The sequence below is a fragment of the Ferrimonas aestuarii genome, assembly GCF_005116665.1.
Taxonomy (GTDB): domain Bacteria; phylum Pseudomonadota; class Gammaproteobacteria; order Enterobacterales; family Shewanellaceae; genus Ferrimonas; species Ferrimonas aestuarii.
Map to the genome: position 1 here is coordinate 18942 of NZ_SWCJ01000009.1, position 15794 is coordinate 34735.

General features: G+C 52.5%; 12 protein-coding genes. 5 read left to right on the plus strand and 7 right to left on the minus strand.

The features are described 5' to 3' along the window. The first annotated feature begins 198 nt into the window (after nt 1–198). The 4 genes from FCL42_RS12485 (at nt 199) to FCL42_RS12500 (ending at nt 5798) form a co-directional block, all read left to right on the plus strand. Nucleotides 199–2412, plus strand: coding sequence for a bifunctional 2',3'-cyclic-nucleotide 2'-phosphodiesterase/3'-nucleotidase (locus FCL42_RS12485; protein WP_136863756.1), 2214 nt, complete (start codon nt 199–201; stop codon nt 2410–2412). 183 nt (nt 2413–2595) lie between these two features. Continuing rightward, nucleotides 2596–3621 (plus strand): ankyrin repeat domain-containing protein, encoded by a 1026-nt coding sequence (locus FCL42_RS12490; protein ID WP_136863757.1) that lies wholly within the window; start codon nt 2596–2598, stop codon nt 3619–3621. 113 nt (nt 3622–3734) lie between these two features. Beyond that, nucleotides 3735–4082 (plus strand): hypothetical protein, encoded by a 348-nt coding sequence (locus FCL42_RS12495; protein WP_136863758.1) that lies wholly within the window; start codon nt 3735–3737, stop codon nt 4080–4082. A gap of 138 nt (nt 4083–4220) precedes the next feature. After that, on the plus strand, nt 4221–5798 hold the full coding sequence (locus FCL42_RS12500) for an AMP-binding protein (protein WP_136863759.1): 1578 nt from the start codon (nt 4221–4223) through the stop codon (nt 5796–5798). A gap of 29 nt (nt 5799–5827) precedes the next feature. Here the strand turns inward: FCL42_RS12500 and FCL42_RS12505 are convergent, their stop codons facing one another. The 6 genes from FCL42_RS12505 to FCL42_RS12530 form a co-directional block, all read right to left on the minus strand. Then, the gene (locus tag FCL42_RS12505; RefSeq protein ID WP_136863760.1) at nt 5828–7084 is read right to left on the minus strand and encodes a sensor histidine kinase; all 1257 of its coding nucleotides are present in this window, start codon (nt 7082–7084) and stop codon (nt 5828–5830) included. Next, nucleotides 7071–7745, minus strand: a complete 675-nt coding sequence (locus FCL42_RS12510) for a response regulator transcription factor (protein WP_136863761.1) — start codon at nt 7743–7745, stop codon at nt 7071–7073. The genes FCL42_RS12505 and FCL42_RS12510 overlap by 14 nt, the downstream gene beginning before the upstream one ends. After that, complete coding sequence (locus tag FCL42_RS12515) at nt 7723–10884, minus strand: efflux RND transporter permease subunit (protein WP_136863762.1); 3162 nt, start codon at nt 10882–10884, stop codon at nt 7723–7725. The genes FCL42_RS12510 and FCL42_RS12515 overlap by 23 nt, the downstream gene beginning before the upstream one ends. Then, nucleotides 10881–12032 carry an efflux RND transporter periplasmic adaptor subunit gene (locus FCL42_RS12520; protein ID WP_136863763.1) on the minus strand — a complete coding sequence of 384 codons (1152 nt, stop codon included), beginning with the start codon at nt 12030–12032 and terminating at the stop codon, nt 10881–10883. The genes FCL42_RS12515 and FCL42_RS12520 overlap by 4 nt, the downstream gene beginning before the upstream one ends. Beyond that, complete coding sequence (locus FCL42_RS12525) at nt 12029–13384, minus strand: TolC family protein (protein ID WP_136863764.1); 1356 nt, start codon at nt 13382–13384, stop codon at nt 12029–12031. Before FCL42_RS12525 ends, FCL42_RS12520 begins: the two co-directional genes overlap by 4 nt. 152 nt (nt 13385–13536) lie before the next feature. After that, nucleotides 13537–13854 (minus strand): hypothetical protein, encoded by a 318-nt coding sequence (locus FCL42_RS12530; RefSeq protein ID WP_136863765.1) that lies wholly within the window; start codon nt 13852–13854, stop codon nt 13537–13539. A gap of 240 nt (nt 13855–14094) precedes the next feature. Here FCL42_RS12530 and FCL42_RS12535 point away from each other — a divergent pair, with 240 nt between their 5' ends. After that, nucleotides 14095–14508 (plus strand): glutaredoxin family protein, encoded by a 414-nt coding sequence (locus FCL42_RS12535; RefSeq protein ID WP_136863766.1) that lies wholly within the window; start codon nt 14095–14097, stop codon nt 14506–14508. An 11-nt stretch (nt 14509–14519) separates the two neighbouring features. Here the strand turns inward: FCL42_RS12535 and FCL42_RS12540 are convergent, their stop codons facing one another. After that, nucleotides 14520–15695, minus strand: coding sequence for a tetratricopeptide repeat protein (locus FCL42_RS12540; RefSeq protein WP_136863767.1), 1176 nt, complete (start codon nt 15693–15695; stop codon nt 14520–14522). Nucleotides 15696–15794 lie beyond the last annotated feature (99 nt).

A 15794-nucleotide genomic window follows, 5' to 3' on the forward strand; every position in this document is an offset into this window, starting at 1 on the left:
CTAGCAGTAAAACCCAGCCATATGAACGCGATACGACAAAATTGTGTCACAGCCAATGGAAGTTTTTGCCGGAAAGCTCCTTGGCTTCACGTCATCTAAGTGACATCAATTTGAGGCGAGTTTGTCACCAAAAGCGGCGAAGTTAACGGCGCAAATCCGCACAAAATAATCGAACCACTTCAAGATGATGGAACCAATATGAATAAGGAATTTCAGCTGCTTTCGGTCAAAGCACTGCCACTGATTTTAGGGACCGTACTGTTCGGCACCGGCTGCAGCAGTAGCGATGACGACCAGCCCAGTGAACAGGCTCAGTTGGCCAACGAGGTGTCTGGATTGATTGACACTGTGAACGGCCACCCTCAATTAACGTCCGAGGAAAAAACCTGGCTTGATGACCAACTAGACCAACTGGCGACTCAAGTGGATGCGGGCAACACCGATGGCATTCGCGGCCAACTTACAGCACTAATCCCGCTGATTAATGGCGATGCCTATGCCGACCTTCGGGTAATGGAAACCACCGACATCCACGCAAATATCACTGATTACAACTACTACTCTGACACCATTGTGCCCAAGTTTGGCCTTGTGCGTACCGCCAGCTTAATCAAAGGAGCAAGAGCGGAGTTATCACAACCACAGAACTCGGTACTGGTGGACAATGGCGATCTTATCCAAGGCAGTCCCATGGGCGATTACATGGCCGCAAAAGGGATAACGAACGGTGAGGTTCATCCAGTCTATCAGGCAATGAATTTACTCAACTACGATGTCGGTAACTACGGCAATCATGAGTTTAACTATGGACTGACGTTCTTGGCAGAGAGTGTCAATGACGCCAACTTTCCCTACATCAGCGCCAACGTGTTTATTGACGACGGTGACGACAACCCAGACAACGACCAACTTAAATATGACGCTTACCACCTGCAGACCAAAACCCTTGTGGATCGCAGTGGCGAAGCCGTGGAGATCACCCTTGGCTACATCGGATTTGTGCCGCCACAGATCATGCAATGGGACAAAAACAACCTTGAAGGAAAGGTGATTGCGAAGGACATCAAAGCGATGGCTGAGCGTTTTGTGCCAGAGATGATTGAGGCTGGAGCCGATCTCATTATTGCTATCCCTCACTCCGGCATCAGCACCGAGGATTACCACCAAACCAAACTCGCTGAGCACTCCAGTTGGTACCTGTCTCAGGTTGAGGGAATTGACGCCATCCTATTTGGTCACTCCCACCTGGTTTTTCCTTCCGATCACTATGCCGATACCGAAGGAGCCGATATCAACGCGGGCACCATCAACGGGGTTCCTGCGGTCATGCCTGGCTATTGGGGAAGCCATTTAGGCATCATCGATTTCTCGTTGGCTCGATATAACGACCAGTGGCACACACTGATGCACAAAGTAAGTGTGCCCGGGGTCATGAACGGCGATGAACCAAGCGTGGCAGCCGATGCGCAAATTTCACACGCGGTTACCTTAGCGCACGATGCCACCTTAGAGTACGTCAATCAGCCCATCGGCCAGTCCGATGATGACATCTACAGCTTTTTGGCGCTGGTGCAAGATGATCCATCGGTGCAGATCGTCTCCGACGCCCAGAAAGCCTATGTCGAGGCGCTTATTGCCACCGACGAAGCACTAAAGCACTTACCGGTCCTGTCAGCCTCAGCGCCCTTTAAAGCCTGCACTCGAGACGGTGACTGCAGCGACGAGTCCAGCTTTGTCACCGTTGCCAAAGGTGCGCTCTCCTTTAAGGCGGCAGCCGACCTCTACCTCTATCCCAACACCTTGGTGGCATTGAAAGTGACCGGTGCCGAGCTCAAAGAGTGGCTGGAGTGCAGCGCTGGCATGTTTAACCAGATAGATCCACACAGTGATGCGCTGCAGCCCTTAGTGGCCTTCGACAGTTTCCCAACCTACAACTTTGATGTCATTGACGGCGTGAACTACCACATTGACCTTAGCGAACCGGCAAAGTACGCCAATGGCTGTGAGTTGATCAATGACGATGCCAACCGAATCAAGAATCTCAGTTTCCAAGGGCAACAGGTATCTGAGTCGCAAGAGTTCATTATCGCCTCTAATAACTACCGAGCCAATGGCGGCGGGAACTTCCCCGGCACCGGCGCCGATCACGTGGTTATCAATGCTCCGGATGCCAACCGAGATATTTTGGCTAACTACATCCGTATTCAATCCGAAGCCAACGGCAGCGTATCACCCAGTGCCGATAATAATTGGCGCTTTGTGCCAATGAACCAGGAGGTAAAGTTAAGCTTCCGAGTACCAAATACAGAGCGAGTGCAGCGTTTTGTGGAAGCTAAGGCCCAATATCCACTGACGCTAAACGGCATTACCAATGCCAATGAGCGCCAATACCTAATGAACCTAGGGAATTAAATCACCCCAGTTAACGGGTCAACTTGAGCGGGCCTAAAGCTCGCTCACCTCTCCCTTTTCTGCGTAGATTTGCCTAATTCTCAATTAAGCATCGCCCATCTAACCCGCGCCATTTCTGTGCCTTACAATTTGCCTCTCACTGTCCCAGTTCCCGTCTACCAGAGATAATAAGAGGCATCACCAATGAAGCGACTTGCGCTGGTTATTACGCTATTAGCTGCCACAAGCCTGCCAGCTGTAGCTGAACAATCCAACCCAATCCACGCACTACCGCCATTGCATCAAGCAGTCATTAAAGGCGACCTAAACAAGGTGAAAGCGCTAGTTGAAGCCGGTGCTGACGTGAATCGCTTAGATGGACTCATGGGCAACGCACCACTGCACATCGCAGCCCAAACGGATCACACCGAGATCCTCACCTATCTGGTGGATCACGGTGCCTTCATCAATTTAATGACGCCACGCTCAGGCCAGTCACCATTGATGGTGGCCGCGTGGTATTCAAAGGGCGATAACATCGATGCGCTGTTTGGTTACCCAGAACTGAATCTGGATCTAACCAACTACCGAGGCGTTAGCGCACAGCAGATGGTTGGGGGCTGGGACCGACACGTCGAGCCCCACGAAGCCAAACTTTACGGGGAGTTGCGGGCACGCTTCGAGCGCAAGCGCGCTCAACAACAGCAGTTGTTGGCGAAGCAGAAAATCTTAAACACCATCGAAAACAAAGCGCTATCTCAATCTCGAAAGCTCGCGATCATCGAAGAGCTACTCCAGCAAGGGCAAGATGTGAATCAGCGTCGTCCCGTGTATTCAGGGGCCAATGATTGGCATACGCCGCTGCTGGTGGCCGCAAGAGAGGGCTATACCGATATCGTCAAATTGTTGCTCAAGCACGGCGCTGATCAAACCATACCCGGTTACCCAATGAACGCCATCGCCTTCCATAAAGCCGGATACATGGGACACCCAGAGATCGTTCAGCTACTTCTGGCTGACTCCAACGCGCCTTTGGTACTCAATGCCCAAGGACCAAACAACGGCTACACCCCGCTGCATGATGCCATCTGGCATGGCAGTGTTGAAGCGGCCAAAGCCTTTATCGATGGCGGTGCCAATCTGGAACTTGAAACCTACGAGGGAGACACTCCTAAACAGTTGGCCGAGCGCTATGATTATCGGCAGATCACCGAACTGCTCAGCCGATAGGCGTCAATACAAAGCGGCCAAGTGCCGCTTTATTTATCAGGTAAGCACATAAACCAGATTCCATTAACTACCGTAATCAAGCACATGAATAATCGATTTAGAGATGTGTGCTCATGCCCTACCACCCCCAATTTCGAGGTCGACGTCAAAAGGCCCGGAACTACGCCCTCTCCCAACAGGAGAGGGATTTTTGTACCCAGATTATTAGTGCCATTGAGCAAGACCCCACCAGGCTCAGCATTGTTGCCGAAAACCTAGCCCATTATAGAAAAATGCAGTTCCTCTCTCGTGGTAAACTGCGCACGCTGGATGAACTTGGCTGGGCGCTGGAGGTGGAAAACAGCCTTGATGCCATTAAGACCATGCTGCTGTCGCCAACCCGCTCAGGGCAAAGGTTAAGGCGATTTCCCTTGCTGTTTCGTAACGTCCTTAATCCGCCGTTACGACCCGAACGTCATTAAGGGCAGCCTCTAGGGTTACTAAAGGCGTAAGGGACAAGCCTGACTGGTTCAAACTGCGGTTTTTCTGTGGTTGTCTGAATGCAGTACAACCGTTAAGGTGTCTGGGATTATTTTAAGGATTAAAAGACCCCCTCGCCCATGCAGCATGACCCAAGAATTGAACTGACCGACGCCAATGATCTGGTATCCATGTTTCACCAGACTTGCGCCACCTATGCCGACAAACCCGCATTCAGTGCCCTAGGAATCACCCTAAGTTTCAAAGAGTTTGAGCAGCACACTCAAAACCTGGCCGCTTACCTGAAAAGTACCGGGCTGCAGCCGGGCGATCGCATTGGCCTGTGTTTACCCAATCTGTTGCAGTTCCCTATTGCCGCCTTCGCGGCCCTGCAAGCAGGCTTAGTTTTGGTTAACACTAACCCACTGTACAGCGCGAGGGAGATGCGCCACCAGTGGAGTGACAGTGGCATCAAAGCGCTGGTGGTGCTTGATACGCTTGCAGAGCAAGTGGGCAGTATTTTGGACGACACCGACATTAAAACGGTGATCACCACGGCCGCCACCGATTTTCACCAGCCATCCGCGACCAACGACCAACTGCCTTGCAGCATCCGTTTTATGGATGCCTTAACGCAAGGCGCCTCCCTCGCCCGCAATCCGGTAACACTGACGGGGCTGGATCTGGCGGCGCTACAATACACCGGAGGCACCACCGGCATCGCCAAAGGGGCCATGCTGTCCCACGCGAATCTCCTTGCCAATGCCCACCAAGTGGTGGCCCGACTTGGGGATACCTGTCGCCCCGGCGAAGAGATCTTCGTGGTGCCGCTGCCCCTGTATCACATCTATGCGTTTACAGTGAATTTGATCGTATTTTTCGCGCGCGGGAGTCATAACGTTCTTATCCCGAACCCGCGCGATCTGCCTGGGTTCGTAGAGCAGATTAAGCCGTTTAAATTCACGGGTATGGCTGGATTAAATACCCTGTTTATCGGCCTGTGTCGTCTGGACAGCTTTAAGGCATTGGACACCAGCGCCTTAAAATTGACCATCTCCGGCGGCACAGCACTGACAAAAGGCGCTGCCGAGATCTGGCAACAAACCACAGGATGTACCGTATCAGAAGGCTACGGCCTATCGGAAACCTCACCGGTAGTCTGTCTAAATCCGGTGGGCCAAGAGAAGCTTGGCAGCATCGGCCTGCCCTTGAACGATACCGAAGTGAAGCTGGTGGATGATCTGGATAATGATCTGCCAAAAGGCGCAACCGGTGAGCTGTGCATTCGCGGCCCTCAGGTGATGCAAGGCTATTGGCAACAACCTGAGGAGACCGACAACGTGATGCTCGATGGCGGCTGGCTTAAAACCGGCGACATCGCCACCATCGACGATGCTGGCTTTGTCTCCATCGTTGATCGTAAAAAAGATCTTATCATCGTGTCCGGTCAGAACGTCTACCCCAATGAGATCGAAGAGGTGCTAGGTCTCTACCCCGGCATCATTGAAGCGGCGGTTGTGGGCGAGCCGGATGCCGTTAGCGGCGAAAAAGTGCTGGCTTATGTGGTGGCAGAGCAGGAGCTGGACGTGGCCGCCATTAAGGCGTTTTGCCGAGAACGTCTAGTACGCTATAAGATTCCGCGAAAGTTGATTGCCGTGGAGGCCCTACCCAAGTCTGCCGTGGGGAAAATTCTGCGCCGAGCGCTTCGCGCCCAATAACAAAAGCGGGCCCTCTGGGGCCCGCTTCTTTAACGCTGGATGAGACTTAGCACCACTCGGTGGGCATCCGGTAAACTGTGCTCTTGCATCTGCCAACCATACTGCTCCACCAGCTTTCGGCACAGCTTCAAACCCAGACCAAACCCTAAGTCGGCGCCGCCGGCTTCACTAACCTCATTGGATACGGTAATCACATTACCCAACTGCACAATCGCGACCTGCCCTTCGGCGGTATGCTGATAGGCATTTCGAATCAGGTTAGACAGCGCAATACGGCATGGAGTCTTGGCCAAATTGAGGGTGATTGGGTCAACGCTGATGCTGACCTCAACCCCTGGCTTTTTCAGGTAATCCAGCTCCAGCGCAATCTGCTCTATAAATTGATCCAGCTGCACCGGCTCATTGGCCTGTCGCCCTTTGTCTCGGCTCATCCACAATAGCGTCTCGGTCAGATCGCTCATGGTTCGAACCGCCCGTTCAATGCGCTGCTGCACCACCGCTTGCTTACTATTCGGGTCAGTGGTCAATTTCGCCAGCACGGCGCTGTTAGCCCGAATCACCGTAATTGGCGTACGCAGTTCATGGCTGGCATGGCGTAAAAACTCCTGCTCTCGCTGAACGCTCTGCTGAACCTGCTCAAAACTGCCTTTGATTATCCCTGCCAGTCCATTGAGCTCTCGGTAGTGAAAATCTGGTGTGCTGTTTTCTACTGACTCAGGCCCCAACCCTTTCGCCCAGTCACTGAGCTCCACCATGGGCTTGGTGATCTGGCGAATCAGCAGCCAAATCACCATGGCAAACAAGGCGATACCACCAAATCCAAAGGCCACAATCACCCAGAAAGGATCTGGCCCAAACACCATTACCTTGTCTTTCTCCTCAGGGGTATAATCCTCCGGCCTGAGCGTCATCGACACATAGCGAGTAACGCCATCGTCTCCAGGTACCATCACCGCAAACACCCCAAGGCTTGGGCCGTCAAAAACGATATTTTTTTGAAAATCTTTGTAGAGCAAATAGGGTGTGCTTGGCTTAGACAGAAACTGCTGTACCTCCGCCGGCATCTGCTCCCAATCATCACTGATGTAAAACCCCATCAATTGACCTCGACGCTTGCCCTGCTCCTCCAACAGTTCCGCAGTATCGATCATGGTGCCGGTTTGAATAAAATCCATGCCACCAATGAAGTAGTTCATCGCCACAGAGGAGAGAGTAACCGACACCAGTACGCCCAATAAGAACAACACGGTGATGACGTAAACCCTAAGGCTATTAAATCGCTTCATCCTCTCCCCTTAAGGCAAACCCGAAACCGGTAATGGTTCTTATCAGCGGCCCCTCCACCTCAACCTGCTTACGCAGTTTGTGCAGATGCACTTTCAAGCTATTGCTGTCTGGCGCTTCATCGCCCCACACCCGCTGCAGCAGCGCCTCGCGACTGATGGCATTGGGGCTTTGACGCATCAAGGCCTCCAGAAGCTTAAACCCCGTTGGCGTAAGCTTAAGAATTCGTTCACCTCGCGCGGCGGTTTTACGCTCCAGATCCAGTTTCAGGCCCTGTGCACAGATGGTGGTAGCCTGACCGCTACGTCGTTTGGATAAGGCGCATACCCGAACCAGCAGCTCCTCCATCGCAAATGGCTTCACCAGATAATCGTCGGTACCCGCCCCAAAGCCATTGACCTTGTCATCTAGACTGTCTCGGGCGGTAAGCATCAGTACCGGCGTATCGTTGCCATCGGAGCGCATGTACTGACACACCTGAATGCCATCCATCTTAGGCAGGTTCAGATCCAGCACAATGACGTCATAGGAATTGGCCTGAATCAGAGAGAGTGCCGCCACGCCATTAGCGGCGTGGTCGCACTGTATTGACTCCAACTCTAGGTAATCTATCAATGACGTGGCGAGGTCAATATCGTCCTCAACCACCAATAGGGTTAACACGCTGTTCGTTCTCCACCATCGAGTCTGAAGATGGCCACAGCCGTTTCAAAAGGGCTTTCAGCTCCTCTTGAATCATCAGCAAGGCCGGAATAAGTACCAAGGTAATCACAGTGGCAAACAAAATACCATAGGCCAACGACGCCGCCGCAGGTCTTAGGAATTGCGCCTGCATGGACGTTTCACCCAGCAGCGGTAACAAGCCAACAAAGGTGGTGATTGAAGTGAGCAGCACCGCCCGAAGACGACCAGTACAGGCCTGTGAGATCGCCCCTGGAACCGCGAGCTGCTTGCGCAGTTCATTGTATCGTGAGACCAGCAATAAACTGTCGTTCACCACCACACCGCTAAGGGCCAAGATGCCGTTTAACGACAGAATGCTCACGGTCAAATCATGGGTCCAATGCCCCAAAATAGCGCCGACAATGCCAAAGGGGATGGCAGTCATGATCAACATGGGCTGTATGTAGGAACGCAGGGGCACCGCCAGCAAAATGTAGATCGCCAGTAGCGCCATCACAAACATCTCTATCATGGAATCGCTGGATTCCTGCTGCTCTTCCGCTTCACCCGCAAAGTGAATTTTCAAGCTTGGGTATTTCGCTTTAAGCTCAGGCACCAGATCCCGCTGCAACTGTGCCACCAATTCATTGGGGGCAATCACGGTTTTATCCACACTGGCGCTGACGTAAATGGCACTTTGGGCGCCGATTCGGGTGCGCTCAGCGGTCTCCATCTCTTGGGTAACGGTCGCCACATCGGTCAAAGCAACCACACGGCCATCGGGAGCTCGAAGCTTGGCGGCATTGACGTCCGATAGGGTCTGTCGCTGCTTCTCTGGGTAACGAATGCGCACTTTGACTTCATCTTTACCCAGTTGATAACGCTGGACAATCTCACCACCAAACAGCTGCAAAATCTGGCGGGATAGATCCGAGGTACTAAACCCTAACGCCCGCCCCTGTTGCGTCAACGCAAAACGAAATTGAGGCTGCTTAGCGCTGAGGTTATCGTCGATGCCACTGACACCTTGAGTTTGCCCCAACACCTGACGAAACTCCGCGCCAACCTGGGCCAAGATCTCCAGGTCGCTGGCTTTCAGTTCCACTTTAAAGTCATCGGGACCGGCGAAGCTGGTTTCAAAGCTGAGTTTTTTAACCCCTTCAGGGTTACCCGCCAGCTGCTGCCACTTTCGAGCAAATTCATTACTGCCATAGGCGGCGTCTTTGGATAACTCAATGGTGATGGTGCCACTGCTGTCACTCTCTGCCAGCAGCTGTACCGCAGCCATGCTGCTTTGGCTTGCCTGATATTGATCGCTGAGCGCCTGATCAACCTTCAAGGCCTGCGCCTGAAGCGCCAATAAGTTGTTTTCCATCAAGCCATAGCCAGCGTCGGTTTGCATGGTCACATTGGCGGTGATCACCTCTCCGGGTATGTCTGGGAAAAAGCCAACTTTAACCTTGCCCGTCATCGGCATGCCAATGACCAAAACAAACAGGGTGACAAAGCCCAGCACCACTGCGTAGCGAAGCTTGAGTGCCCAACCAATGGTGGGACGATACACATTTTCAGTAAACCACTGCAGACCCGCATCACAACCATGCTGAATTCGGCTCCACAGCCCAAGCAGCCCAGGACGCACTTTTTTGTGAGTATCCAAATGGGCTAAATGGTTCGGCAAGATAAGCTTGGATTCAACGATGGACAGCAGCAAACAGATGGTCACCACCACCGCAAACTGAGCGAAAATCTTACCCATGATGCCAGCCACATTACTCAGTGCCACAAAGGCCGCCACCGTGGTGAGTACCCCAAACAAGGTGGGTACCGCCACTCGCATGGTGCCGTTGATGGTGCTGTCTAGGGTATCGCCAAACTTGCGCCGTTCGGAGTAGATTGACTCTCCCACCACCACGGCATCATCCACCACGATCCCCAGCGCCATAATAAAGCCAAAGGTGGTCATTTCATTGAGACTAAGCCCCATCCAGTTTTCGCCAAGGAAGTAGAGGGTGCCACAAAATACAAACGGCAGCCCCATGGCGACCCAAACCGCCACCTGCAGATTAAGAAACAGCGCCAACACAATAAACACCAGCGCGATGCCAGTCACGGCGTTTTTCATCAACAGGGATAAACGGTCGGTAATAAAGCCACTTTGATCGTACCAAGTAACCAGTTCGACGTTATCCGGCAGTGCGCCGCGCTGATGCCAGTCTGCGACCACAGCGTTGGCCTGATCCACCAGTCTGGTGACATCACCGTGCTCATCCATCACCAGCTTTAACGCAATCGCTGGTTTCCCATCAAACCGAGAGGTCACAAAGGGGTCATCTTCAAAGCCAAGCTCAATCTTGGCCACATCCCCCAACCGAACCACAGAACCATCGCTGCCGCTTTTCAGAACAATATTGGCAAAGTCCGCCACCCGATAACGCTGCTCAGCGGCCTTCAAACGCACCACCTTGTCGGCATTACGTAAGCTGGTGCCAATGGCGGTTCCTGACTCGGCATTAACCACGTTGGCGATGTCGGTCAGCGTTAGGTTGTAGGCTTGCAACCGAGTTTCATCCACCTCGATGGAGATCATCGGCTCCGCTTTTCCCTGAAACACCACTTCTCGGATGTTGTTCTGCGCCAGCAACTCCACTTTCATCTGCTCAGCCAGCGCTTGCAAGGTGCTGCGATCCGTATCCCCATAGAACTGAACGTTAATGGCGTGCTCTTGAAAACGAGCCTTTTCGATCACCGGGTTCTCAGCATCAGCAGGAAAGTTGTAGATGGCATCCACCTTGGTTTTTACGTCCGTCAGTAAGGTGTCCAGATCGTAGGTGGAGGTCTTTTCAATCACCACTGTGGAGCCATTGGCATTAGACGTTGAGGTGATGCGCTTAATGCCTGAAACGGTCTCCAGCGCATCTTCAATCTTAATGGCAATGCCCTCTTCCGCCTGCTTGGCATCACCACTGTCATAGCTGACCGATACCGTCACATGACTGGGCTCCAGAGATGGGAACCCCTCTTTGCGAATGCTATTAAGGGACATCAAACCCAGAATGATGATCCCCACCAACAGCAAGTTGGCGGCGACCGAGTTGCCCGCAAACCAGGCGATGATGCCATTTTGCTTCGGGCTCATAATCTGTGCTCCTCAACTGGGTTGATGATCATACCTGAGAGGTAGTGGTTTAAAGGCCGCAATACCACTTGGGCCAGTTCATGCTCGGGAACGGGCTTAACATAAACCCACTGGGCATCTTCAAAGACCTTTTGCGCTGCAAACGGCGTAATGCTGTTCTGCTCATTGACCAACCATAGGGTGTTGTCTTGAGAGATTGCCGTTGCCGGCAGTTGCCACAAACCGGACTGCTTTGCGCCAGCAATGGTGGCGGTAACAAAACTGCCAGGATGCAGTGGCTGACTCTGCTCTAGGGGCTTATCCACCGCCACAATCAAGGCTCGTTGTCTGTCGTCAGAGCTAAGATGCTGCTCCATGCGAGCCGCATAGCCCTGCCAGTTGCGATGGCCATCACCACTGGTGAGGGTCACGAGATTCTGTTTCCCCAATTGAAACTGGCCCAGCGCAAACCACTGCTGCTCCGACAGTGGAATTCGCACTTCCATGACCTCGGTACTGTACAACGTGGCCACACTGCCACCCTGTTGCAGATAGGTACCCGGTTGGATGTCGCGGCTGACGATCACCGCATCAAAGGGGGCGCGGATCTCGGTGTTGCTCAGATCCACCTTGGCACTGGCCAGTTGACGCTGAGCTTGCTCTAACGCCGCTTTGGCGGCCTCCAGTTGCGGCTGTCGAAGCACCAGCGGTGAATCAGGCTCTCCCTCCAAGCCCGAGCGTCGCCACTCCTGCTTGGCCTGCTCCCCTTGTCGCTGCTCTTCCAGTAGTGCGAGTTTGGCATCGGCAACCGCTTTTTGAGCGTCGCTGACCTGCTGCTGGTAGCTGGAGTCCTCAATCCGTGCCAATAGTTGCCCCTGTTTCACCCGATTACCGGTGGCAAACTCTGGGGTGAGCTGCATCACCTGACCGCTTATCTGCGCCGCTAAAGTCAACTGATACTGAGGCATGGCTTCACCGTAACCCTCAACGGAAGAAGCATATTGACTCGGTTGCACCCGCTTCACTTCAATGGCCGGATACACAGGTTGCTGTTTCGGAGCACTCACTTTGGCCTGCGCCTGCATCTGGCTGCCGTTGTAGGCGACGGCACCAAATAGGGCAACGCCACAGGCCAGAGTGACAACAACGGATAACATTTTTGGTTTCATGAGGTTACTCCTAGGCCCAGAGCAAGCCCTAAGTCGATTCGATTAACAAGACGGTTGTAGTTGGCCTGCACCAGCTGGCTTTGCAGGTTGAACTGCTGTTGCTGAACGCTGATGAGGTCGACGATGTTCACTAAGCCTTTGCGATATTTATTGAGGTAGTTGTCGGCACTGCGTTCGGCGCTGGCATAAGCCAATTGCAAGTGTTCGGCTTCTTGCTTGAGGTTGCGCTCATTATCCAGAGCCGCCTCCACCTCTAACACCGCCCCCAGTAGCGCTTCTCGATATTTCCAGTAACTTTGAGCGGATTGCAGCTCAGCAATCTCCGCCGCTGCCTTCAATTTGCCTCCTTGATACAAAGGAGCCGTAAGCTGACCGAGTAAGCTCCAAGCCGGACTGGTAAATAGCGCATCTCGCAATGAGTCACTGCCATCGTTTAACGCCGCCTGCAAAGACAGTGACGGCAGCATCGCCTTATAGGCGACCTTGGCATCGTAATAGGCGGCTTGCGTGGTGAAATAGGCACTTTGCAGATCCGGACGACGTCTCATGTCCTGCTCAGGTAGACTCACTAAAGGCAGGGTGACCTCTGGAAAATTCACCCTTTGTGTCAGCTCGAGCTGACTCTGCCCGGTAAGTTGCGCCAGAGTCCGGCGGCTATTGCTTAGCGCCTGCTGATATCGGGCAATGGTGGCTTGGGTGGATTGGGTGTTGGACTTGGCGTTATCTAGCGCTTCGAGATCCCCAAGACCCGCACGATAACGATCAAGGATCACCGCTTCATTATTTTTTAACAGGGTCAGCCTAGCCTGCTCAATATTAAGCAGTTGCTGCTGCTGAACGTAATCAAGATAACCACGAATTACGTTGGCGGCTAACAGGTCTTGCGCCTGCTGCCAACTGGCTTCCGATGAGGCGATCTGCATCTTAGCGGCAGTATCGGCATCCGCCAGCTTTTGCCACAGATCCAGCTCCCAACTGACGGTTAGCTCCGCCGTATGCTCAGTGCCCGCATCGCTGTCTTTGGCTGTCACGCCGGCGCTGACACTGGGCAGACGATTGCCGCGAGTCTGTTTCCGCTGAGCATACACAATCTGAAGCGACAACAGACTTTGCTGTAGTCCAAGATTGGCCTGCTGCGCCTGCTGCAAAATCGCCGTTAACTGCGGGTCACTGACCAACTCCGTTAACAGCACCTCTGAGTCACTGCTGGCCTCGCTTTGCCATTGGGGCAGTTGCGATAAGGCGCTGTCCATCTGCTGCTGATGATCAATCGCCGTCAATGATTGGCAGCCGGCTAGCAGCGACGCCGCCACCGCCAGTGCGACGGCCCCATAAGGAGGTCGAATCCTCATTCCTAGTGCATCCCTAATTTTATCAAGATGTCGGGACTATAACCCTAGGGCAAGTTAACGCCGGGTTAATGCGGTTGGATTGAGGACAAATTCGAGATGAATTCTTGGATCAATCGATTCCAGTCACTAAAAACCGTGACGTTAAATCTGGCTCAGTAGAACTGAATCTGTTTTATCTCGTGGTGGCGGGTCACAAAGTAGAAATTGAGATTCGACTGCTTTAACTGCATCGCCAACGGGCGAATGTCTCGCATGCGAACGTTACGAAGCAGGATCTCTCGACACTCAAATTGGGCCAGAGTTGTCGTTAACTTCTCTACCTCATCTTTGCTGACAAAGGTGTCCATCACCCGATAACCATCAGGCTCAAAGAACAGCTCTAAATATCGATTCTGAAACAGTTGAGGTTGGCCCCAGCTGGCAAAGGAAAGCAGCACTCCAAGGCACACAATGATACCGGCTCTCACCACCTAAGCTCCCTGTGTCGATTCCGATTCATAACGGCAAGTACTTTAGGCCAGTCCCACCATTGTCGTCTAGGAGCTAGCTCCCAGTTTACGCATCCACAACCTCTTCGCTGGCAATGAATATAGGGGATCTCTCAACCAGCACCGAGCGAATGCCCCTAGGGGGCAGAATCGGTTTTTGTTACCTTGCCAAGATAGTGAAAAACCAGCCAGCATGGCTGCCAAACAAAGTTAAGGATAACCATGACCACCACAACCCTTCGCCAAAAAGCCTTTGATGCATTTAGCCTTGTCTTGATGATCTGCCTAGGATTGGGCATCGGCTATGGCGCCAACTACGCATGGAGTTGGTATCAGCAGGAGCCCGCCTCCTTCACCATCGACAGCAGCGCTCACTACCAGAATGTCGATCAAAAAGTGATCGTCTATACCACGCAGTGGTGCCCTTACTGTAAGCAAACCAAAGCCTTCTTGGCCGAAAACAGCGTGCCGTTTCTCGAACGTGACATCGAACTGGGCGATGCTCACATCGACCAGTTGTACGCCTCCCTCGACTCAAAAGGGATTCCTAAAGTGATCATCGGCGACACGGTGATAAACGGTTACAACGTCAAGTTACTGCGCCAACACCTAGAACAGCAACAGCTGCTTCAATAAGCGCTTGCGATCTAACGCTCCGATAGAATCGACAGCTTGGCCTGATACTTCGCTTCGCTGTCATTATCATGGGTATTCATCAGCGCCCTTTCAAAGGCTTTCTCAGCCAGTTTTGGCTTTCCAGTTAACGCATAAGCGCGGCCAATTCCCGCATGGGCTTGATGAAGATAGGGTGCCACCGCAATCACTTTATCAAAGTAGCGGATCGCCGCCTCATAACGGCCTCGATTTAGACTACTCTCTGCCAAATAGAGCCAATCAAACGGGCTTGAATCCGCGGATGTCTCGATGCGCGAACGAACCGCCCTTGCCTGTTGCTCTCGCCCTTGCGCTCTGAGTAGCAGGCTGTAATTAAACAGTAATTTCAAATTGTCTGGCTCAATGGCTAAACCGTATTGATACGCTTTTTCCGACAGTGGTGCTTGAGCAAGATAACGATAGGTAACCCCAAGATTATTAAGCGCCTGTATGTTCTGAGGATCGTAATTTAAGGCCTCAAGGGCATACCAACCAGCCTCATCGAAACGCTCCTGCTGCAAAGCAGAGGAGGACCAATTAACGAAAAAGCCTGCTATTAATTGCGCTTCTGAGACCTGACCATCAACCTCTGAGCTTCGAGTGGGAAAGTAATCAATCAATATGTTGGCTCTACGAATCATCACCTGATCGGATTTTCTTCCATCATCAGGCCGATACAGGCGAGTCAACACGTGAGTTGATACTTCGCTAAACCGCGCCCCTTTGAGAAAAACAGGGGCGCTGGTGACACTAACGAACTCGTAGTCTAAAGCCACCAACTTCGCATAGGCTGTGGTCAAAATCGCAAGGCTCAAACAGTTGCCATTGCGCTGAGACAAGGTTTGCGAAGCGGTAAAGGTACCGTGATGATAATCAAAGCGCCCCATATCCCGCTCTAGATAATGAAACAGAGCTTGGTGCCCTTGCTGAGGTGAGGACGGGTGCTGCAATGCATCGTGATAATAACGAAGAAAGCGGGTCTGTTCATGAAGCGGTAGCGCGAAAATCTCCTCTGGCGTAGGCATGTCCGGCTTAACACCAAAGTGCTGAGAGGATAACTCAGGGGTTGGTATTTGAGTAACCTGATCTTCACCGTGGTTAACACTACAACCAACCAAACTCAGCCCAATGACCATCGGGCTGACCCAAAACCTAAACCACATTTTCATTCAATTCCCTTTCTCTATTGCAGCGCTGTTGATTCCATTCAGCGTGAGCACTTGATTTTTAGGTAAAGCTAATCGATTGAATTGAATGTGTAAATTGTT

Excerpts from the sequence above, each read along its gene's own strand:
- FCL42_RS12485 (WP_136863756.1), top strand. The coding sequence starts at position 199 with ATGAATAAGGAATTTCAGCTGCTTTCGGTCAAAGCACTGCCACTGATT.
- FCL42_RS12490 (WP_136863757.1), top strand. The coding sequence starts at position 2,596 with ATGAAGCGACTTGCGCTGGTTATTACGCTATTAGCTGCCACAAGCCTG.
- FCL42_RS12495 (WP_136863758.1), top strand. The coding sequence starts at position 3,735 with ATGCCCTACCACCCCCAATTTCGAGGTCGACGTCAAAAGGCCCGGAAC.
- FCL42_RS12500 (WP_136863759.1), top strand. The coding sequence starts at position 4,221 with ATGCAGCATGACCCAAGAATTGAACTGACCGACGCCAATGATCTGGTA.
- FCL42_RS12505 (WP_136863760.1), bottom strand. The coding sequence starts at position 7,084 with ATGAAGCGATTTAATAGCCTTAGGGTTTACGTCATCACCGTGTTGTTC.
- FCL42_RS12515 (WP_136863762.1), bottom strand. The coding sequence starts at position 10,884 with ATGAGCCCGAAGCAAAATGGCATCATCGCCTGGTTTGCGGGCAACTCG.
- FCL42_RS12520 (WP_136863763.1), bottom strand. The coding sequence starts at position 12,032 with ATGAAACCAAAAATGTTATCCGTTGTTGTCACTCTGGCCTGTGGCGTT.
- FCL42_RS12525 (WP_136863764.1), bottom strand. The coding sequence starts at position 13,384 with ATGAGGATTCGACCTCCTTATGGGGCCGTCGCACTGGCGGTGGCGGCG.
- FCL42_RS12535 (WP_136863766.1), top strand. The coding sequence starts at position 14,095 with ATGACCACCACAACCCTTCGCCAAAAAGCCTTTGATGCATTTAGCCTT.
- FCL42_RS12540 (WP_136863767.1), bottom strand. The coding sequence starts at position 15,695 with ATGAAAATGTGGTTTAGGTTTTGGGTCAGCCCGATGGTCATTGGGCTG.